The sequence below is a fragment of the Roseibacillus persicicus genome (assembly GCF_014651675.1).
Taxonomy (GTDB): Bacteria; Verrucomicrobiota; Verrucomicrobiia; order Verrucomicrobiales; family Akkermansiaceae; genus Roseibacillus; species Roseibacillus persicicus.
In genome coordinates this window covers 588243-609050 of record NZ_BMXI01000001.1, presented here as the reverse complement: position 1 = coordinate 609050, position 20808 = coordinate 588243, and the positions used below count along the sequence as shown (strand labels likewise).

Below are 20808 nucleotides of genomic sequence, written 5' to 3'. Positions count from 1 at the left end.
ATGTCTGAAAAACTCGTGTAAGGCAACCCTCCGCCCCGATAGAACCGTCTTTCTACCGATGGGAAGACTTCCCCGAATACTAATCGTGACCGCTGGATACGGCGAGGGTCATAACAGTGCTGCGAGAGGCTTGGCGACTGCTCTGGAAGGGCGGGCCGAGGTTCTCGTCCATGACCCGTGTGCGGAGGGGGCCCCCGAGTTCAATGAAGTGCTCCGTCAGGGCTACCGGATGATGACGACCTATTCTCCGATGTTATGGGATTGGGTCTATCGCGCGACCGAGCGGCGGGACTTTACCAAGGAGACTTTTAACATCATGCGCAAGCCGGAGGGCGCGCTCGAGGAGCGGGTGGCGGACTTCCAGCCCGATGCCATTGTCTCGACCTATCCCCTGTATCCCTATTTCATTGAGCGTCTTCGCCAGCGGGGGAAATGGAGTGGAAAGGTCTTCACCGTTGTGACCGATTCCATTGAGATCAATAACGCCTGGTTGCAGGCGCCGACCGATTATTGGCTGGTTACCGACGGTTTCACCCGGCGAACAATGATTAGCCGTGGTCTCCCTGAGCGAAAGATCGTTGAGACCGGCTTTCCAGTGGCTCCGGTCTTCCGTGCTCTCGAGCCGTTGACCAGCACCTCGTCCACCGATCCTTTCCGTGTTCTTTACTTTGCCACCGCCCGCAAGCCCCAGATTCTAGGGGTGGGGCGTCCGATTCTGGAATGCGAGGGCACTCAGTTGACCTTGATCCTAGGGCGGAATGTGCGTCGCCTCTATGGTCCCGCGCGCCAGCTCAAGCAGCAATTTCCCGGGCGGGTTCGCATCCTGGGCTGGTCGAAGAATATCCCGACCCACCTGTGTTCCCACCACCTCGCGATTGGGAAAGCGGGCGGAGCGACGGTGCATGAAAGTATAGCGGCCTCCACTCCAATGTTGATTCACCATCTCGTACCGGGGCAGGAGGAGGGGAATCTGGAGCTTTTACGCTCGATCGGAGGGGGAGATCTCGCCGATACTCCAGTTCAGCTCAAAGGCAAGCTCCAAGACCTCCTTGCCAAAGACTGTCGCGAGTGGAAACGTTGGAAACGCAATCTCGCCAAATGGTCGCGGCCACACTCCGCGACCATAACGGCACAGTTCGTGTTAGAAAAAATAGCAGAGAAAGATGAGTAAAAAGCAAGCGGCCCTCGTTGATATCGGGAATGTGATCCTTCATATCGATTTCGAAACTTCGCTCAGTCGACTGATTCCACCCGAATTGGCGGACCCAGCCGGACGAATTGCTTCTCTGTTGGAGAAGAAAGATGAGTTCGAGCGGGGAGACTTCACCGATAGTGATTTCGTAACGTGGGCTAGTAAAAAACTGCAGTTCACGGGGACGCCGGAGGAATTCATCGCAGCTTGGAATGATATTTTCACCCCCAACCTCCCCATGTGGGATACTCTCCGCGATCTCAAGGCGCGTGGGTTTCAGCTCATTCTTTTCAGCAATACCAACCAGATGCACGCCGATTACTTTTTGGCGGAATTTGCCGAGGTATTCGACTTGTTCGATGGGCGGGTCTTTTCGCATGAGGCGGGCTGCAACAAGCCGGACCCAGCCATCTATCATCACGCGTTTGAAAAGTATCAGCTCGTGCCTGAGGACACCCTCTACTTTGACGACCTGCCGGAAAATATTTCCACTGGGCTTCAATTGGGATTGAAGGCGTGGCGTTACAAGGGTGATAGCCATGAGGCCATGACCCGCTGGCTCGTGGAGACCCTGGACTAGGCTTTTCTAGAAGAGGAGCTGGTTCCAGGCGATGATCACGATGGGCCCGAGAATTCCCACCAGTCCTCCCAAGACAAGGAAGTGTTTGGTCTGCAAGAGACCGGTCGAGAAGACGATGGCGTTGGGGGGCGTGGAGACCGGCAGCAGAAGCGCGCAGGAGCAAGCCAGGCCGACTGGAACACATGCTGCCGCAGCTTGTCCACCCCCGGCGACCGCGAGCCCAATCGCCAATGGCACGAGGATGGCCGCAGTGGCGGTATTGCTGATCATGTTGGACAAAACTACTGCCAGAGCGGTGACGAGAATGATGATGGTGAGTGGGGAAGCGCCTTCGGGAACCAGATTGGCCAGCTCGGTGGTCAGCCCGCTGGCGGACATCCCGGTCCCAAGCGCCAGACCCGAAGCAATGAGCAAAAGGGTCTCCCAAGGAAGACTCCTCAACTCTGTAGTCGAGAGAATGCCAGTGGCGAGCAGGAGTACGAGAGCAAGAAGCGAGACTGGAGCGGGGGCCCAATGATGCAGGGCTTCCGTGGACCACATCACGATGGTGCCGAGAAAGATCAGACCCACGACCAAGCGCTGTCCCTTGCTGTCCGGCCCGGTGGAAGCTGGTTCGTCGAAGGCGTGGTCGATGGCCAGGAGGGACTCGCGTGTTGCTTTTCGGAAATAAGCGAACCAGAGATACAGCCCGACGAAAACTGCGATGAAAAGGGCGGGAGGAAGGCCCAGCCCCAGCCATTTGGCAAAGTTGATGCGCTCGTCGCCTGTCAAAGCTTGTGCGGCGATCAAGTTGGAAGGGGAGCCAATGAGCGTGCCCATCCCGCCAATTCCGGAACCGGATGAGACGCCCAAAAGCAGGCCGCGTTTGAGCTCAATGGGAATCTCCTTTGAGGAAATCAAGGGCGCTAAGAGAGTGAGCATGATGGCGGCAGTAGCGGTATTGGAAAGCAACATGCTCATGACGAAGGCAATGCCGAGTGAGGCGAGGAGCAAGCCCTTGCGCCTATGAGCGAGGGGTCGCAGCGAAATTTGTGCAAAGTGCGCGGCAAGTCCGGTCTTTTCCGCTGCCCGGCCAATGGCGAAAGCCCCGAGAAACATCCAGACGAGGGGGGAGCCCAGAGGGTGGAAATATCTCTTCCATTCCTCGGCCTCGGGACTGCCCAAGTTGCCGAGGAAAATCATCTGGAGTAACACCAGGAGCAATCCGGTCGCATAGGCTGGAATCAATTCCGTAGCCCAGAGCACAAGCCCTAACAGAATGAGCGCCAGCATCGTGCGGCCGGGTGTGGAGAACGCATCCAATAGCGGAGTGAGGCCCAGTAGCCAGATGAGACCGAAGCATATGGGAATCAGGCCAGTAACCAGAACCGGGCGAGCCCAAGGGTGTTGGGGGCTGGTGGCCGAGTCTGTATCTTCGAAAGGGAGGGGCATAGTCGGGCGGGGATGAGAAGTTGCGAAACAGTCGCTTGGAAGGCTTTTCCCAAAAGTTCGGGGAGAGTCAATGCAATGCGAGCGGGCCTGCAAGCGAGGCGTGGGGGAGAGCAATTCCTGCGCCAGTCGGGTCCTCGGTGGTCAGGCGAAGCGCGGGCTTTCTTCACGGGATGAAAGGCGATAGGCTCGCGTTCCGATGAAGAGCGAAGAGGAGTGGAGTGAGGTCTTTCGCAATTTCCTCACCGAGGCGCAGGAGAGCGACCCCGCGCACGAGCTGGGGCACGTCGAGCGGGTTGTTAGGAATGCACGTCAGCTGACCCAGGTCGAGGGAGCGGATTGGTCGGTGGTTTTTCCCGCCGCTTGGCTTCACGACTGTGTTTTCGTGGCCAAGGACTCGCCCCTGCGCAAGGAGGCGTCCCGTCTATCCGCCGACCAAGCGGTAAGCTTCCTGCGGGACAGGGGTTATCCTCTCGCCGAATGGGACGCTCTTCATCATGCGATCGCAGCGCATAGTTTCTCTGCCAATATTACGCCCCGGACTTTGGAAGCCCGGGTCTTGCAAGATGCGGATCGAATCGATGCGCTTGGGGCCGTGGGGCTGAGTCGCTGTCTCATGTTGGGCGGCCACATGGGAACAGCTTTGATGAGTCCCGTTGATCCGTTTTGCGAGAATCGTGAGCCCGACGACGCTCGTTACACCATTGATCATTTCTACCGAAAATTACTGAAATTGGAGAACACCATGCAGACAGCTGCGGGACGAGACTTGGCCCGGGAACGCAGCGATGTCCTCCGAAGTTTTCTCGCTCAATTGCGGAAAGAAGTTATTTGAAGTGAGTCTGAAAGGACGCCTCGCTACGTCTGGCGTTGATGGTTCTTTCAGAAAGTTTGCTCTTTTTGGCATGGCTTTTGCGAAGAGCTGGTCGTGCATTTGTTTTCGTCTAGTCTCCTTGCTTTCGCACTCACCCTGCCATTTGTTGGGACGTCAGTAGCCGACCCTGCGGCGCGGAAATTTTCTCTAACTGATGTTGAGGCGCTTGCGAAGAATCTGGCCTCGAAGCCCTACGAATCGCCTTCAGGCAGTGAGCAACTGCCGGCGGCATTGGCCGGTCTGAACTACGACCAGCACCGCGCAATTCGCAATCGTCCCGAGCAGCGCATCTGGCAAAATGAAGGACTGCCCTTCCGCATCGAGCCCATTCATTCGGGCTACCTCTTCCAACGCCCGGTTGAATTGAATGAGGTGTCGGAGGACGGAGAGGTGAGGCCGCTCCCTTTCCAGCGAAAGTATTTTGACTACTCGGCCCTGGTGTTGGATGAGGAAGTGGACTGGTCGAGCCTCACCGGATTTGCCGGTTTCCGCATTCAGCATCCTTTGAACGGGGGGCCTGAGCAGTGGGATGAGATTGGTTCGTTTGCGGGCGCGAGTTACTTTCGGCTGTTAGGACAGGATCAACGCTACGGAATTTCCGCGCGAGCGCTGGCTCTCAATGTGGCCAATCCGAAAGCTCCAGAAGAGTTCCCGGACTTTGTGGAGTATTGGCTCGTTAGGCCTCAGCCAACCGACCGGCATTTGCAGGTCTATGCTTTGTTGGACAGCCCGAGTGTCACGGGGGCATTCTCGCTTCGCATTGTTCCGGGGGTGAACACCCAGACCGACGTCAATGCCACCCTTTATTTTAGAGAAGAGGTCGACTCTCTTGGGATCGCTCCTTTGACTTCGATGTTCTTTTATGGGGAAAACTCCAGGGAACGACATTTCACCGATTGGCGGCCGGAAATTCATGACTCGGATGGATTGTTGGTGGAATCTGAATCCGGTGAAATCATCTGGCGACCGTTGGTTAACGGCAGTGCCATTCGCTACACCGCCTTTCAGACCGGAGCGGCACGGGGTTTCGGGTTGATGCAGCGCGATCGCAACTTCTTTCACTACCAGGACCTGGATAATCCGTATCACAAGACGCCCAGCTACTGGGTGGAGACTGGGAAAGGGTGGCCCGGGGGGGCGGTTCGCTTGGTGGAGCTGCCGACCCAATTTGAGACCTATGATAATATCGTGTCTTTCTTCGAACCATCCGAAGCACCCAAAGTGGGTCCCGAGGAGCCGATGCGACTGTCCTACATTCTGCATTCCAAGATGCACTTCGAGTCCAACCTGTCCCGCAACCATGTCTCGGCCACCCGGGTCGGGGTTGACTCCAGCTATCCGGACACCCGTCGGTTCATCATTGATTTCGATGGGCCCACGCTGGAAGCGCTTGATGCCAGTAGTCAGGTCTTTGCGGTTATCGATTCCAGCTCCAACGGATATATCACTGAGAACCGTTGTTTCAAAAACACCCTGACCGGAGGCTGGCGGGTCGCCTTCAAGTTGGACACGGACGACAACCTGAACTCGCCAGTCGAGCTCCGATGCTTTCTGAAAATTCTCCCTGAAGAAAGAACTCTAACAGAAACCTGGACCTACCAATGGACCCCCAACCAACCGTAAAACTACCCATGAAAAATGAAACTTTGAAACGCTATCACTGCTACCTGCGGGCAGCAGGGATCAACTGTCGGCAGGAGCGCGATGAACTCATTGCCTCCGCCATGCGAAGCGGTAAGGATGTTCTTGCCAGCCTCCATGACCTCCTGGTTGCCAACTGTAAAGCAGCGCGTTATCCGGTGCCAGCGGCTTCGGGAAGTTCTTGCATGAAGCCGGCACCCTTTCGCTTTGTCTGGGAGCGGCAGAGGAGTCGTATGGCGAAGTTGCGGGTGTCCAGGCGGAGGCGCTCCGCTGAAAATCTTTTCACCGGCGCCAAATTGTGGGTCTTGAGTGCAGTTCGTGCCCGCTGATCCGATGAAGCCTGTCGTTCTCTTTCTCGCAAGCGTATTGGGCTTGGCTTTGCTGGGATGGGCGCTCTTTACTAGAGTGATTCTGGCTGACGGATGGCAGTGGGGGGACCTGCTTCTCTTTGCCTCCTTTGCCTTGCTTTTTGGCTATTTGTGCTTCGGGTTTTGTCACGCTGCTTTTGGCTTCTTTTCCCGGCGGAGGCCTGCTGTTAGGAAGCCGGATTCTGAAGGTGAGCATGACGGCGAGGGGCGAGTGGCAATTGTGATGCCTGTTTACAATGAACCGGTTGAGCGGGTCATGCAGGGGCTGGAGGCCACTTTCAATTCTGTCTTGGAAGAAGCTGACGGAACATACTTCGATCTTTTCATCCTAAGTGATTCGACCAAGGTTCGGAAGTGGGTGGAGGAAAAGGAAGCGTGGTTGAGATGGTTGCAGCGCAGTGGTCTTGATACCCGTATATTCTACCGTCATCGCAATCACAACACGGGGCGCAAGGCGGGGAATGTCGCGGACTTTTGCAATGAGTATGGGGACCGCTACGACTTCATGGTGGTGCTAGATGCCGATAGCGTGATGACGGGGGAAACCTTGGTTGAGTTGAGGCGTCGCATGAATGCTAATCCTCGTTTGGGCCTTCTTCAAACCGTTCCCAGACTGGTTGGCGCGAGCAGCTTCTACGGGCGGCTGCAGCAGTTTTCCAATCGGGTTTATGGCGGGCTCTTTCTCTCTGGACTCTCTTACTGGCAGGGCGAAGGAGGCAATTTCTGGGGACACAATGCCATCATTCGGATGAAAGCCTTCAAAGAATGCTGCGGGCTTCCGCTATTGCCCGGGCCCGGGGGGCTGGGGGGCGAAATTCTATCCCATGATTTCGTTGAAGCCGGATTGCTACGGGCCAAGGGGTGGGAAGTGCGTTTGGCTGAGGACTTGGCTGGAAGCTACGAGGAGGGCCCCCAGAGTTTGATCGAAGCCGCTCGGCGGGATCGGCGCTGGTGTGAAGGCAATTTGCAGCACTCCACTTTCTTGTTGTCCAAGGGCCTCCGCCAGCGAACTCGGATTCATCTCGCCAATGGGATTCTAGGATATCTCTCTTCGCCCTTGTGGCTGGTCTTGATCGTTTTGAGTCTGCTGGTGCTCGGGAACCGTGGTGAGGGACCCCCGGGGGGTGATGGTGTGGCTTTGTTGCTTCTGCTATACACGGTTGCATTGCTGTTGGTGCCCAAACTCCTCTGTTTCGTTGACCTCGCCTTGGACAGGGAGGAGGTCGCAAAGTATGGCGGCCGCTCGCGTGTTTTCGCAGGGGGGATTTTGGAAACGTTTTCATCGATCTTGCTAGCTCCCATCAACATGGTTTTTCATACCCAATTTGTTATTGCCGCCTTGTTAGGTTGCAAAGTGCGCTGGGACGCTCAGAATCGAGATGCCGAGGGCACTTCTTGGGAGGAGGCTTGGACCGTTCATCGCGCTCATCTTTTCGTGGGACTGGGTCTACAGCTTCTCGCCGTTTTTACCTCCGGGTGGACGGGGTTTCTATTCACCCTTCCGGTCACTTTGCCTCTGGTATTCAGTCCTTTTCTCTCGGTTTGCACCAGTCGTCCTTCCCAAACGCGGCTGTTGGCTACGCCGGAGGAGCTCAGCCCGCCTCCTGAGGTAGCTTCGGCCTTGAGGCCCGCCAAGAGTTCACCATTGGATGATTCCTACTGGATCCGTCGCATGCTCATCGAGCCTCCGCTGCACATCGCCCACCTTGCGGGAACGCCACCTACGGGTCGGCAAGAAAGAGATGCAAAGCTGATTGAAAAAGTTTATCGAAATGGCCCCTCGGTTCTTTCCGAGGAGGAGAAAACTTATCTCTTGCAGAGTAGGGATTGCCTGGAAGAAATTCACCTCGCTATCTGGCAAACGCCCAAGAGAGAACTACCCAAAGTGTGGCGGCGGAGGGGGGACTTCCCTGCCGCCGCTTGAGGGAAGTCGACTTTTCGGCTCGCCGGAATGAACTCGAAGTCTCGCCAGCGAGCGGGAAGGATTACGACGGGCTAAAGACAATACATTTCAGCGCGGCATCAGGCGTGTGATCATCAAAACCTGCAGCTGAAGGAAGACGTCCGTGATTTCGATAGTTTGCAAAGAGGTCTGTTAGAAAAGACTCGCCCAAGTGTGGGGCATTCAGGCACGCCAGAACCTGTGATTGACTGGAGAGCAATTCGGGAAGGCGGCGCAGAATCTTTGGATAGTCTTTCTCTGCGTAAAAGCTCTTTCCCTGGTTCGACGGAGGGTCAATTACAATGAGGTCATAAGGCGCGCCCCGAACCAGCCGGCCCCAGGATTTGAAGAGGTCGTGCGGGAGATAGCTCGCCCGCTGACAGGTCTCTTGTGCGAAGTTGAGTTGATGATTCTTTCGCCCTGTCGAGAGGGCTCCACCCGCCATGTCCAGGTTAACAACGGCCTCCGCTCCTCCGGCTAGAGCAGCCACTGATAACGAGCAGGTGTAGGCAAAAAGATTGAGGACCCGCCTTCCCTGCGCCTCGGACCTGAGCCAGTCGCGTCCGGGTTTCATGTCTAGGAAAAAGCCATGATTCTGGTTCCGCTCGAGAGCGAGATGGTATCGAAGACCAGCTTCCGAAGCATAGGCTTGATCGGGCAATTCTCCGTAGACCGTTTTCTTGGGGGCTTTTGGGAGATGTCTTTCTTGGACGACGACGGCAGAAACTTCGCTGTTGGATCGGGCACGTTTTACCAGTTCTGCAATCAGGCTGCGGTTCTCATCTTTGGCCGCGTAAAAGGTGACAAGCAATACAGGAGCGAACCAGTCAATAGCGACATGCTCCAGACCCTCGAACATTCCGCCTCGTCCATGGAGCAGGCGATGGCTCTCGGAGCCGAGGGCTTGGAGCGAAGGAATACAGTCGTGCATGGGGCGGGGAAGATGGCAGCTTTTTCCCTGTGAGGAAAGAACCCCAGGAGTATGTGTGAGGAATAGGCAAACCTTCTGAATTCGGTTGGGCCCGGAACCGCTATTCGAAGAGCGAGTGGGACGATGGCAAACTTTTGTTTGTAGAAAGCGTGAGTTTTGCAGAAGGTGTTTCCTTTGAATCGATATGATGCGCATCCCTGACCATACTTTTCGCAAGGTGGTTCGTCTGTTGGGGGAGACTGCTGCGACTGGCAAGAGTCATGCGGAGAAGAAGAGATTTTTGATGGAAGGGCTCTGTGACCTCATCGGTGCTGAATGCTGGGTGTGGGCGCTTGGGGCTCAGGTGGAAGCAAAGAAGCCACAAGTCTTCGTGGGGTTCCTTCATGGTGGATTCGATGAGGAGCGGTTTGTTCGCTTGTTGAAGGCGGTTGAACACCCGGACATGGCCCTCATTGCCTCCCGTTTCGGTGAGAGAATTCAAGAAACCGGAGCTCACACCACGATGCGGCGTCATGAGATCGATGTGGATGGAAAGGTGGCCCGGAGCCCGGTCGGTGCGCTCTGGGAGGAGGCCAACATCGGGCCCCTAATGCTCAGTGCTCATCCTCTGGAGGAAAACTCCGTGAGTATGATTGGGCTCTACCGTGGTCTCGATGCCGAGCCATTTTCCGAATTGGAAAAGCAAGTGGCCCACATCATCCTCAGTGAAGTGCCCTGGTTGCACCTTTCCGGTTGGCCGGAAGACCGGGGAGCCCAGGTTCCCAAGCTCTATCCCCGGGAGAGAATCGTTCTCAACCTGCTATTAGACGGGATGAGCCGAAAGGAAATCGCTCACCAAATGAGCATTTCGGAGAATACGGTTTCCGGATATGCGAAAGGGGTTTACCGCCATTTTGGAGTCTCGTCTCATGTGGAACTCATGCGCCGCTTTCTCCATGCCGATGCGGGTTAGAGTCTCAGAGGCGCTTCTTTCTCAATGACTCCCCCAATTTGGGGAATAGACCGATTTGAAAGAATTGCGCAGAATGCTTATGTTAGGGAGGGGTTTCTTGGGAAGAGTTCGCTTGTTGGGAGCTTCTCGTCATCTTCTTCTTTATCTGTGGGAAAAGGAGGCGACGCATTTCAGTCGCCTCCTTTTTTTGCCCGGTGGGGTCGGCTTTCTTGCTCTTATTGCTTGCTGGCGATCTCGCGCATCACTCTGGATTTGCGTTCTTCATCCAGAATGAGATCGGCCCACTGGTGGGCGAGGTCGAATTCTCCCTGTTTGGCCGCTTCCCGGGCATAGCTGATGGCTACGAATTGACGGTCCTCCGGCGGCAAATTGATCCCTTCGTTTTCGACCCATTGGGCTGCCGCTTCTCCGTCAGCCTTCATCCATTCGTTGACAGCGGTGACGAGGTGGCAGGTTTCGAACTGCGAAGTTCCTCTTGCGAAGTCCCTCACGACTTTCTCCGGATTTTTTCGCGCCTCCGCTCCCACGATACGGGCATCATGAGACCAAAGTTGGCCTCCCAAGCGTCTTCCGTAGGCGGAACTTTCTTCAAAGCCCTCTTCATGCAGCAAATGGCGGAGGGTTTCCGGAAAACCCTGTTGAAGCAACTTCTTGGCATAAACAGCCTTGGCGACCAAATCTCCGGGATGATCCTCCACGTAATTTTTCAGGCTGGCTTGGGAAAATTCCAAGGCTCCATGGGCGAGAGACCATTTGGCCTCGTCGGCTATCTCGGAATAGCCAGCCAAGTGATCGAGAGCGGTCACCGCCGACCCGTTGCTGAGTGCTTCTAAAACGGTTTGTTGAAACTCTGCATTTTCAAGCAGCTTGAACTTTCCTTGAATCAGCTGATCCAATAGTTCTGGGGTTTCTTTTGCTGAAAAATTACGAGCGAGGTTTCTCAAGAGTGGAGGGACTAGGCGCGGGTTTGAATTGAAGTCGGCTTGCTCGAGTACGGTGAAAGCCTCCTGCAAGCGAGATAGTCGTTCTTCTTCCTTCTCAGCCGAATTGATATAGATGTTGAGCACGTCACCAAAGTTCTTTCCGTGATAACTTGCATGAATCAAGGAGGATATGTCGCCGGCGTCCGCAAGGCTCTGCAACGAGGGATCGTTGAAGCGAAGGGTGATTCCAGTGAAAGCATGACCGATAACCGTTTGGTCGGTCGAGCTCTCCAGGAAAGACATCAATTCTAGCAGAGGAACGTCACAGTCACGAAACAAGTTGATGATTGCGTCTCTCAATTCGGGCCCCTCGCCCCATCTTTCCTGCGCGGCGAGAATGGCGTCTTGTTGGGCGGAGACGTCCTTGATTCTTCCATCAGCCCGCTCCTCCTGTTCAGTAGCAAGGAAGGCGGGAGCTTGGAGGGATGCCTGATAGCCCAGTTGCATGCCGGAGTCGTTCGGTGCCTTTGGACTTTGCGGCTGATTCTCTAGCAGTCGACTCTTGCTCGGGTGGTTAGTCTCTGACTCTTTTGGTTGAGAGGAGATGAGTTTATCTCGAGCAATTATTACAAAGATAAATGCCAATACTAAAGCGATGCCAATAATACTTTTCATAACAGCTATTTCAACTTAACTGCTCATGCTAGGAAGTAAGATTAAGTTTGCAACTTAGAATCATTCTGTCGAATGGAGGAATATAGGTTTGTGGAGGAAAGAGCGGTGTATGGTGTGGTTCTTTGTCTTTCCTATGTCCTTGATGATAAACAATTGTTTGCGGTTCAGAAGCCGTCTGTTCGAACTTCTTGGAGCAGCACTTAGAATTCAGTTTGGTTTGCACTCCTCACCCGGTCAAAAAGGTCTCGGCTTGGTTGTATTTCGGTCTCGCGGAATTATTGGTCAATTTTGCAGCGTTCAGCGAGCGAAGGAAGGTGCCTCTGGAAAGAGGGAGGGATTTCGCCAGTCAGGGCATCAATGACGACGAGGCTCGATTCGGAATCGCGCATGAAGTTTCCTTTGCGGAGATGGGCCCCGAGCCAAGGGTCTTCTGACGAGAAGAAATTCCCATAGCACTGACCGAAATTGGTGCAACCGGGAAAAATGGCGTGAAGGTTGTCAGTAGCTGTTCTGAGATCGTCCCCGAGCAAATGATAGTCTTGGGCTTGAGGTTATTTGACAATCAGGACATCACCCCTGTCCACGTAGCTAAAGATTTCGGTAGGGAGACTACCATGCTTCATGGCGATCTCGTCGAGAGGACGAATCAGTCCGTAGGGTGAACGTCCCGTCCTCCTGCTGAGCGTTTGCGTTTGGCCAAGGCAAGAGGGTGGACGAGACGTCCACCCCACGAGCCAGATTATGCGTGGTAGTCTTGGATGGCTTTGACGTTGCCTTCGCGGCTTTGGAGGCTGCGAATGGCTTGCACGGAGGCGTGGGCGCTGGAGAGGTCGGTGCAGTAGCTGATTTTGTTGGCGACGGCTCCACTGCGGATTTTGACTTCGTCGGCGCGTGCTTCGTGGCCGCTGGGGGTGTTGATGATGAAGCTGATCTCGTGGTTCTTCATCATGTCCATCACGTTGGGGCGCTTTTGCTCGGCGAGCTTGTAAACCCGTTCGACAGGCACTTCGTTTTCTTTGAAGAAACGGTAGGTGCCGCCAGTTGAGTAGACGGTGAAGCCGAGTTCGACCAGGTCTTTGGCAATCGGGACGGCGGTTTCCTTATCGCGGTCGTTGACGGAGATGAAGACGTTGCCGCCGGTGGGCAGGGTGTTGAAGGCGCTGATTTGCGCTTTGGCATAAGCCATGCCGAAGTCTTCGCTGATACCCATGACTTCGCCAGTGGATTTCATCTCCGGTCCCAGAACGGTGTCGATGCCAGGGAAGCGCGCCCAAGGGAAGACGGCTTCTTTGACTGCGAAGTGGGAGGGGATGACTTCCTCGGTGAATCCCATGTCGGCGAGCTTTTCGCCTACCATGATCTTGGCGGCGAGCTTGGCGAGGGGGACTCCGATGGCTTTGGAGACAAAGGGGACGGTGCGGCTGGCGCGCGGGTTGACCTCGATGACGTAGAGCTCTTCATCCTTGATGGCGAACTGGATGTTCATGAGGCCGCGGACCTTGAGCTCGATGGCGAGTTCCTTCGCGGCCTTGCGAATGGCGGTTCCCATCTTTTCGCTGATGGAAAAGGCGGGGATGGCGCAGGCGGAGTCGCCGGAGTGAATGCCGGCGGGCTCGATGTGCTGCATGACGGCGCCGATGACGGTGGTTTCGCCATCGCTGATGCAGTCGACGTCGATCTCGGTGGCGCCTTCGAGGAAGCGGTCCACGAGCACGGGGCGTTCGGGGGAGGCGTCGACGGCTTCGTTCATGTAGCGGCGGAGCTCGTCGTCGGTGTAGACAATCATCATGGCGCGGCCCCCGAGAACGAAGGATGGGCGGACAATGACGGGGTAGCCGATGCGGTCGGCGATGGTGACCGCTTCGTCCTCGCTGACAGCGGTGCCGGCTTCGGCTTGCTTGAGGCCGAGTTTGTCTAACAGCGCGGAGAAGAACTTGCGGTCTTCCGCGAGCTCGATGGACTTGGGCGAGGTGCCCACGATGGGGACGCCGGCGTCCTCGAGCTGGGCCGCGAGGTTGAGTGGGGTCTGGCCACCGAACTGGACGATGACGCCGTCGGGCTTTTCCTGCTCGCAGATATTGAGCACGTCCTCGAAGGTGAGGGGCTCGAAGTAAAGCTTGTCGCTGGTGTCGTAGTCGGTGGAGACGGTCTCGGGGTTGGAGTTGACCATCACGGTCTCGTAGCCGAGCTCTTTCAGCGCGAAAGAGGCGTGCACGCAGCAGTAATCGAACTCGATGCCCTGACCGATGCGGTTGGGTCCACCGCCGAGGATGACGATTTTCTTGGTATCGGTTTGGCGGGCTTCGTTTTCATCGCCGTAGCTGGAGTAGTAGTAAGGAGTGGCTGCTTCGAACTCGGCCGCGCAAGTGTCGACGAGACGGTAGCCGGGGATGATGCCGACGCCTTTGCGCTTGTTGCGAACTTCCAGTTCGGTTTCGCCACGGGCGTGGGCGATCTGCTTGTCGGAGAAGCCGAGCTTTTTCGCACGCAGAAGGTCGAGATTGGCCAAGCCGGCGCCTTCGTTGGCGATTTCGTTTAGGTGGTAAAGGAACCAGCGGTCGATTTGGGTGGCCTCGAAGACTTCTTCAATGGACCAGCCATTCTGGAAAGCAACGGAGAGCCAGAAGATGCGCTCGGCATTGGGGACGTGGAGCTTGCGCTCGATGGTTTCGCGGTCGACGTCCTGGGGGTCTTTGCCGTCGAAGCCGAAGCCGAAGCGGCCGGTCTCGAGCGAGCGGAGGGCTTTTTGCATCGACTCCTTGAAGGTGCGTCCGATGGCCATGGCCTCGCCGACGGCCTTCATCTGGGTGGTGAGAACGGAGTCCGCGGTGGGGAACTTTTCGAAAGTGAAGCGGGGGAGCTTGGTGACCACGTAGTCGATGGTGGGCTCGAAGCTGGCGGGAGTCTCGCGCGTGATGTCATTGGGGAGCTCGTCCATGGTGTAACCGACGGCGAGCTTGGCCGCGATCTTTGCGATGGGGAAACCGGTGGCTTTCGACGCCAGGGCGGAGGAGCGGGAGACGCGCGGGTTCATCTCGATGACGATGATGCGGCCGTTGGCGGGGTTGACGGAGAACTGGATGTTGGAGCCTCCGGTCTCGACGCCGATTTCGCGAATGCAGGCGAAGGACTGGTCGCGCATGATTTGATACTCGCGGTCGGAGAGGGTTTGCGCGGGAGCCACCGTGATGGAGTCGCCGGTGTGCACGCCCATGGGGTCGAGGTTCTCGATGGAACAAATGACGACGCAGTTGTCGGCCTTGTCGCGCATGACCTCCATCTCGTATTCCTTCCAGCCGAGGAGGCTTTCCTCGATGAGGATTTCGTCCACGGGGGAAAGGTCGAGGCCGCGGGCGCAGATGGTCTCAAACTCTTCCTTGTTATAAGCAATGCCGCCGCCGCTGCCGCCGAGGGTGAAGGCGGGGCGAATGATGAGGGGCATAGTGCCGATTTCCTCCGCGATTTTGCGGGACTCCTCCATGGTGTGGGCCACGCCGGAGTGCGGGAGGTCGAGGCCGATCTTGAGCATGGCTTCCTTGAAGCGCAGGCGGTCTTCGCCCTTGTCGATGGCATCGGCGTTGGCGCCAATCATGCGGACGTTGTGCTTATCGAGCACTCCGCTTTTGAAAAGGTCCATGGAGGCGTTGAGCGCGGTCTGGCCGCCGAGAGTGGGGAGAAGGGCATCGGGCTGCTCCGCGATGATGATTTTCTCGATGTATTCCGGCGTAATGGGCTCGATGTAGATGCGATCTGCGGTCTCCGGATCGGTCATGATGGTGGCCGGATTGGAGTTCACCAGAACGACCTCGTAGCCTTCTTCGCGCAAGGCTTTACATGCTTGGGTGCCGGAGTAGTCGAATTCACAACCTTGTCCGATGACGATGGGTCCGGAACCAATAACGAGGATTTTTTTAATCGAGGTGTCTTTGGGCATGTAGGGCGTTGGCTAAATCTTCGTTGTACTGCCAACTGAGGGGGAAACGGTCAAGCGTAGTCCGCAATTTTGGGATTTTTATGGGAAAGAAACCTGACGGGACGAGCCGGAGGGGTGAGCTCGGGGCTAGGGGTTGACCACGACAACGTGGATGAAATGCTCTTTTTCCAAGCTCCCCCGGAAAATGCGCTGCGTTACGATGGTGGTCGCTCCCACCTTTTTCGCGGTGACAAGGTAGCTTCGGGTTCCGGCGTCTCCGCCGGGATTTCGTGGGGCGGGTTTGCGATACTCAAAGCGGGAACGAACCACGCTGAGGACGGATTCGTCCGCGGAGGTGGCGGCGGAACGGATGCCCACCGACCCGTGTTCCTTGAGGGAAAGCTTGGCTTCTTGGCCAAGGACTAGGGTGTTGGTCTGGGAAGGATCGATCTCAAGCATGTCGGCAGGGAAGCTCCCATCGTTTTGGCTCTTTCTGAAAGGATAGGGCGAGAGCACAGGGATGTGAGTTGCGGAACTTTAGCGTCCGCAAGTGGCCGGGACAGGGAATTATTCGATCATACGGATTCGAGGAAAAGACGAATATGTCCTGAGGGGGGCCAGGGCGATCAAGCTAGGGAGAAAGTCGCTTTGTTTAACCAATTCTTGGACCAAGATGGAAAGGATAGATTGGATTTTTTGATGGAAAAGCTTTCGCAGCAACCCCTTGGACAAAATGGCATCTAAAAACACAACCAAAAGCGACCAATTTGAATTTCTAAATCCTATTCATCCAATCTATCTTGGTCCAAATCTTCGGGATCTCTCCCTAGCTTGATCGCCCTGGAGGGGGGCCAGCAAGGGCGGGATCCTAGCTGGCTTTACGCAACTCAGAATGAAGTTTGAGCACTTCGGAGCCATCGTCTTGCTCGAGGAGATAGGCGGGATCATCGTCGCTGCCCTGGCGGGTGACTTCCGAACCATCGAGGGTGCGGGTGACTTCTTCGCGAAAGACGCGGCGGACCTTGCCGGTGGCGGTTCCGTTGCCCCAGTCCCATTCGACTTCGGTATTGGTTTGGTAGCTCTTTTCCATAACTAGGATTCGTTGTCGGCCTTTTCCATTTCGTCCGCGATTCGTTCGGCCCAATCGCGGCCCGGATCACCACCCCACAGCAACCAGGCGATGTAGCCTGCGGAAGGGTTCTCGGCATTGCCGAAGTTCTCGGCCTCCTTGTCGCTTTGATGACGGGAGAAATAGGAGTTCATGCGGGTGATGGTGTCGGGGGAGAGGTTCTTTTGATTTTTCAAGTCGCGGGCGCGGGCGACGCCCACCTCGGTGCCACCGCGTTCGAATTCGCGGCGCAATTCGAGCCCCTTGGCGGCGAGGTCGGCGACCTCCTGAGGCGGAGAAAAGTCGATATCTTGGTATTTCTTGGGAGTGGACATGGCGGACTAGGAGTTGAGGTCTTCGGTGATGAGGTTATCGTCTTCGATTCCGAGGTCTTTGAGAGTTTCGGTGATCGCTTCCATCATGCTGGGCGGGCCGCAGAGGTAGACCTTGGGACTCGAGAACTGCTCGAGATGTTGCGCCAAGCGCTCGCGGTCGATGCGCCGGCTGTCGTATTGGGGATGCTCTTCATCCGTGACAAAGAAGTGGCAGTCCTTGCCGAGCATGGTCTTCAGTTCGCCTGCCGCGATGGCATCTTCGGATTTTTCATTGGAATAAAGGAGGACGTTGCCGAAGAGCTGGCCTTTGCGGTGGAGGTCGCGGAAAATGGCGAGGAAAGGGGTGACTCCTGCGCCTCCGGCAATGAAGAGACCGGGGCCCTCGTATTGAATCGCGCCCCAAGGGTCCTCTAACAGGAGTTGGTCGCCTGCCTGGATGTCGCGCATCTCGTCGGTGACGCCATCGCGTTCGGGGTAAGTCTTGATGGTGAACTGCAGGCACGGATCGGTGGGAAGGGAGGTCATGGTGAAAGGCCGGCTCTCATCCTTCCAGTTCTCCTTGGCCAGAGCGACGTTGGTGGCTTGTCCGGGGGAAAAGTCGAAGCCGTCCGGCTTTTCGGTCACCAGGACGCGGGTTTCGTGGGTGTCTTCCGTCACGGCGAGAATGTTCACTTGATGCTTCATAGTGACTTCCATTTCGCAAACCGTGGGCCAAGGCGAGGCCTGGGACGTGCTCGTCCCTCCTGGGCGAAGTGAAGCGCGATTGAGATTTGAGCGGGTGACGAAGAGAGCTTGTTGAGGAGAGGGGATGACTCCTCACCCCCTTTCATTGCTGGGGTTTCAGCGTGTCGCCGGACGACGTTGAAGGCGGTAGTTCGAACGTTTCCGGCGTCCGAAAATAACCTTTGCTCGCGAAGATTTTCGCCTTTGGGAAGTCAGAAACAGGAGGGTGAGATTCTGGGTAATTTGTGGTGCTATCCCGTTTGGAAAAAAGCATTTTGCAAAGTCTCGTCCCGGGGGACTGTCACCTTGCACGATAGAACAATGGACTCGACTGGCCCTTGTCTCACCGAGCTTGGGTGGCGGAGTGGGGATTGATTTTTTGCCCTTTCAGGCTGCCGCGATATTGCGGTGGAATCGGGTTTCGCTCGTCGAATTTGTCGAGGGTGAAGCGCTCTTTGGTCTCCAGAAAAGGAATGGGCCCGTCTGCGCTCAGGTAGTCGTTCTGTTCCTTCATCCAGCGAAAGAGCTTGGCTTTCAGGTCGTCTTTGATTTTAACGTATTCCGGATTGTTCGCAATGTTGGTGAGCTCGTGAGGATCCGTCTGGGTGTCGAACAGCATTTCCTCGCGATGGCGGGGGTATCGCGCCGCACCTTTCTGCAGGAAAAAGTTGAACTCTTTCCCCGCTTCTTTGTCGCGAGACAGTTTTTCCAAGGTGTTGAAGTTGTGAATGTAGTGAAAGCGGCCATCATGGATGGACCGCTGGGGGAACACATGCCGCCCGAGCGTGCCCTGATTGACGGTGACTCCGTAGACATAGTCGTGATGGCGAGCGTTCTGGCCAGAGAAGATTGGCAGCAGGCTCTTGCCATCGAATCCCTCGGGAGTTCCGCCCGCCAGCTCGATGACTGTGGGGACAAAGTCGGCAAAGCTCACGAGGGCTTTGGTCCGTCCGGGGGTTATTCGTCCCGGCCAACGCGCCATGAAGGCAACCTTCAGTCCCGAGTCGTAGCTGGTGAACTTTCCCCGTTCCAGTCCGTGATCGTCGGCATAGAGGACGAGGGAGTCTTCGCTTTGCTTGTGCTTGTCGAGGAGCTCTAACAAGGCGGAGAATTCGAGCTCTTTTTGCTCCACGTTGGCGTAATAATGCGTGGCCTCTTTTTTTGCTGCTTCGCTTTGTTTGGCATAAGGAGGCAGCACAACTTCTTCGGGTGAAAAGCTCGTCTTTTCCATGAATGGGGCGTGGGGAAACTCGCTGGCTACGATGAGGCAGAAAGGTTTGTCGCCCGGGTTGGTCAGAAACTTGTCAATTTCCTGGAGTGGAATCCATTTGCGCGAGGCGCCGGGCTTGGGGACGGGGGAGAAGCGCTGGGACCAAGGGAAACTCCGGTCCGGACTGACGTGGGACTTGCCCGCCAGAATCACGGAGTAACCCAGCTTGCCAAGTAGCGTCGGCAAGGTCTCGATGCCCGGTCGCACCTGGGTGTGGTTCATGAAGCACCCGTTGCGAATGGGATAAAGTCCGGTGTAGAGCATGGTGCGGCTCGGGGCGCAGATGGCCTGTCCGGTGAAAGCGTTTTCGAAAACAAGGGACTCCTTGGCGAAGGCTTCGGTCACCGGTGTGGGAATGGAGGGGTGGCCATAGGTGCTGTGATTGAATCGGCTCTGATCGTCACCAAGGAAAAAGATCACGTTGGGGCGGGAGTCTTTCAGAGAGGAGAAATCCTCAAGATCGTCTGCGCCCGCGAAGACGGTTGTTAGAAGCCAGGAGAGGATGAGGGAGAAGATGAGTTTCATGGTTTGATGGGTGGGAGTTCGAACCTACCAAGTCGCGGATTCTGCTTTCTCAATCGAGGCGTCGAGCTGTTGGCGCAGGGTCAGCAAGGTTGGATGGAGCTTTTCATCGCTTGCGAGATTCGAGTTTTCCTGAGGATCTTCCCGGAGATCGAAGAGCATTTCAGCTCCGCTCTCGAATTGGGAATAGCTATAGCGATTGGTGATGAGGGCATCGGCCTTCTTGAACCGATTGTAGACTGCGGTGTGGTGGCTCGCTGCGGGGTTGTCTAGCAATTTGGCAAAGCTCTGGCCTTGAACAGAAGGAGGCGTGTCTAGTCCTGCGAGCGCGCAGAGGGTGGGGAATAGGTCCACGCTCTGAACGAGAGCCTGGGTGCGAAGTCCGGCGGGCTTGCCCGGCACACGCACGATTAGCGGCACACGAGTGGCGTTGTGGAGCGTATTGTGTTTCCCCCAGAAGGTGTGCTCGCCCAGATGCCAACCATGGTCACCCCAAACCACGACGATTGTGTTCTGGTCCAGACCCAGGTCCTTGAGCTCTGCCAGGACTTTACCCACCAGGGTGTCGACATAGCTGGTGGAGGCGAAGTAGCCGTGCCGCATCTTGCGGTGAAAGGCCTCGGAGCTGGGATCGAAACCTGCAAGGTCGTAGGTCTTGAACTCGCGGGAACTGTTCAATTCTCTCGGGTAGTCTTTCGGCCGGTAGCGATTGGGGGCGAGAGGCAAGGTCTTCTCATCATAAAGGTCCCAATACTTTTTGGGGGCATAGAAGGGGAGGTGGGGACGGATGAATCCGCAGCCTAGAAAAAAGGGGCCGCCTTCCTTCTTCAGGCGTCGCAAATCGGCGATGGTGTTTTCGGCGGTGAGGCCGTCGGTGTAGGCGGTGTCCTCGACCTCGGGGCTTTCGAAGAACCGCTTTTTCCCTTTTTGATCTCCACTGTTGATGGATGCTGGATCGAGGTGGGTTTGATGAGAGATCTTGGGATACTGCACGGGGCGGCTCCAACTGCGCTGGGAGGCATCGCTGGCAGTGTGCAGAATCTTGCCATTGGCCAAGGTGGTATAGCCATGATCCTGAAAGTGCTGCGCCAAAGTGATTGCACCGGGAGTGTCGGCATCGATGGTGGTCAGGTAGTCGACGTAGCGGGTCGCAGTGGGCAGGATTCCGGTCATCATGCTGGCTCGCGAGGCTCCGCACACCGCCACTTGGCAATAGGCTCGCTCGAAGAGAATTCCTTCTTGGGCCAATTGATCGAGGTGAGGTGACTTCACCACGGTGTCTCCATAACAACCGAGCTCGGGTCGTAAATCGTCAATGGCGAGAAAGAGTATGTTCGGTCGTGGGGGCTCGGCTGCTGTCAGAGAGAGTGAGAAAAGCAGGCTGAAAAGCGATAAGATACGATTCATAGGGAGGGGCTTGAGGTCTTAGTC

17 protein-coding genes are annotated in these 20808 nt (G+C 56.2%); 7 read left to right on the top strand and 10 right to left on the bottom strand.

Going from position 1 to position 20808, the window contains the following annotated elements; genetic code table 11:
* Positions 1 to 58: 58 nt before the first annotated feature.
* Together IE099_RS02230 and IE099_RS02225 are read left to right on the top strand one after the other, a co-directional pair.
* The gene (locus IE099_RS02230) at positions 59 to 1171 is read left to right on the top strand and encodes an MGDG synthase family glycosyltransferase (protein WP_189566935.1); all 1113 of its coding nucleotides are present in this window, start codon (positions 59 to 61) and stop codon (positions 1169 to 1171) included.
* A complete protein-coding gene (locus IE099_RS02225) occupies positions 1164 to 1772 on the top strand; it encodes an HAD family hydrolase (RefSeq protein ID WP_189566933.1) in 609 nt (202 codons plus the stop codon). The genes IE099_RS02230 and IE099_RS02225 overlap by 8 nt, the downstream gene beginning before the upstream one ends.
* A 6-nt stretch (positions 1773 to 1778) precedes the next feature.
* Here the strand turns inward: IE099_RS02225 and IE099_RS02220 are convergent, their stop codons facing one another.
* On the bottom strand, positions 1779 to 3203 hold the full coding sequence (locus IE099_RS02220) for an SLC13 family permease (RefSeq protein ID WP_189566931.1): 1425 nt from the start codon (positions 3201 to 3203) through the stop codon (positions 1779 to 1781).
* A 196-nt stretch (positions 3204 to 3399) separates the two neighbouring features.
* Here IE099_RS02220 and IE099_RS02215 point away from each other — a divergent pair, with 196 nt between their 5' ends.
* The 4 genes from IE099_RS02215 (at position 3400) to mdoH (ending at position 8007) form a co-directional block, all read left to right on the top strand.
* The gene (locus IE099_RS02215; protein WP_189566929.1) at positions 3400 to 4035 is read left to right on the top strand and encodes an HD domain-containing protein; all 636 of its coding nucleotides are present in this window, start codon (positions 3400 to 3402) and stop codon (positions 4033 to 4035) included.
* 93 nt (positions 4036 to 4128) lie between these two features.
* Positions 4129 to 5697 (top strand): OpgD/OpgG family glucan biosynthesis protein, encoded by a 1569-nt coding sequence (locus tag IE099_RS02210; protein WP_189566927.1) that lies wholly within the window; start codon positions 4129 to 4131, stop codon positions 5695 to 5697.
* 8 nt (positions 5698 to 5705) lie between these two features.
* Positions 5706 to 6044 (top strand): hypothetical protein, encoded by a 339-nt coding sequence (locus IE099_RS02205; protein ID WP_189566925.1) that lies wholly within the window; start codon positions 5706 to 5708, stop codon positions 6042 to 6044.
* Positions 6045 to 6048: 4 nt separating this feature from the next.
* On the top strand, positions 6049 to 8007 hold the full coding sequence (gene mdoH / locus IE099_RS02200) for a glucans biosynthesis glucosyltransferase MdoH (protein WP_189566923.1): 1959 nt from the start codon (positions 6049 to 6051) through the stop codon (positions 8005 to 8007).
* A 61-nt stretch (positions 8008 to 8068) separates the two neighbouring features.
* Here the strand turns inward: mdoH and IE099_RS02195 are convergent, their stop codons facing one another.
* On the bottom strand, positions 8069 to 8956 hold the full coding sequence (locus IE099_RS02195; protein ID WP_189566921.1) for a class I SAM-dependent methyltransferase: 888 nt from the start codon (positions 8954 to 8956) through the stop codon (positions 8069 to 8071).
* 184 nt (positions 8957 to 9140) lie between these two features.
* Here IE099_RS02195 and IE099_RS02190 point away from each other — a divergent pair, with 184 nt between their 5' ends.
* Positions 9141 to 9908, top strand: coding sequence for a helix-turn-helix transcriptional regulator (locus tag IE099_RS02190; protein ID WP_189566919.1), 768 nt, complete (start codon positions 9141 to 9143; stop codon positions 9906 to 9908).
* Positions 9909 to 10123: 215 nt separating this feature from the next.
* Here IE099_RS02190 and IE099_RS02185 read toward each other — a convergent pair whose 3' ends face one another.
* The 8 genes from IE099_RS02185 to IE099_RS02150 all read right to left on the bottom strand — a co-directional run bounded on the left by IE099_RS02185 (position 10124) and on the right by IE099_RS02150 (position 20784).
* Positions 10124 to 11338: a hypothetical protein gene (locus tag IE099_RS02185; protein WP_189566917.1), complete on the bottom strand. Its 1215-nt coding sequence runs from the start codon at positions 11336 to 11338 to the stop codon at positions 10124 to 10126.
* A gap of 907 nt (positions 11339 to 12245) precedes the next feature.
* Positions 12246 to 15440, bottom strand: a complete 3195-nt coding sequence (gene carB / locus IE099_RS02180) for a carbamoyl-phosphate synthase large subunit (RefSeq protein ID WP_189566915.1) — start codon at positions 15438 to 15440, stop codon at positions 12246 to 12248.
* A gap of 126 nt (positions 15441 to 15566) precedes the next feature.
* Positions 15567 to 15878: a protease inhibitor I42 family protein gene (locus IE099_RS02175; RefSeq protein ID WP_189566913.1), complete on the bottom strand. Its 312-nt coding sequence runs from the start codon at positions 15876 to 15878 to the stop codon at positions 15567 to 15569.
* A gap of 409 nt (positions 15879 to 16287) precedes the next feature.
* On the bottom strand, positions 16288 to 16509 hold the full coding sequence (locus IE099_RS02170) for a hypervirulence associated TUDOR domain-containing protein (protein ID WP_189566911.1): 222 nt from the start codon (positions 16507 to 16509) through the stop codon (positions 16288 to 16290).
* A gap of 2 nt (positions 16510 to 16511) precedes the next feature.
* Positions 16512 to 16862, bottom strand: coding sequence for a hypothetical protein (locus IE099_RS02165; RefSeq protein WP_189566909.1), 351 nt, complete (start codon positions 16860 to 16862; stop codon positions 16512 to 16514).
* A 6-nt stretch (positions 16863 to 16868) separates the two neighbouring features.
* Positions 16869 to 17546 carry a ferredoxin reductase domain-containing protein gene (locus IE099_RS02160; protein WP_229809349.1) on the bottom strand — a complete coding sequence of 226 codons (678 nt, stop codon included), beginning with the start codon at positions 17544 to 17546 and terminating at the stop codon, positions 16869 to 16871.
* 382 nt (positions 17547 to 17928) lie between these two features.
* Complete coding sequence (locus IE099_RS02155) at positions 17929 to 19380, bottom strand: sulfatase family protein (protein ID WP_189566906.1); 1452 nt, start codon at positions 19378 to 19380, stop codon at positions 17929 to 17931.
* A gap of 24 nt (positions 19381 to 19404) precedes the next feature.
* A complete protein-coding gene (locus IE099_RS02150) occupies positions 19405 to 20784 on the bottom strand; it encodes a sulfatase (protein WP_189566905.1) in 1380 nt (459 codons plus the stop codon).
* Positions 20785 to 20808 lie beyond the last annotated feature (24 nt).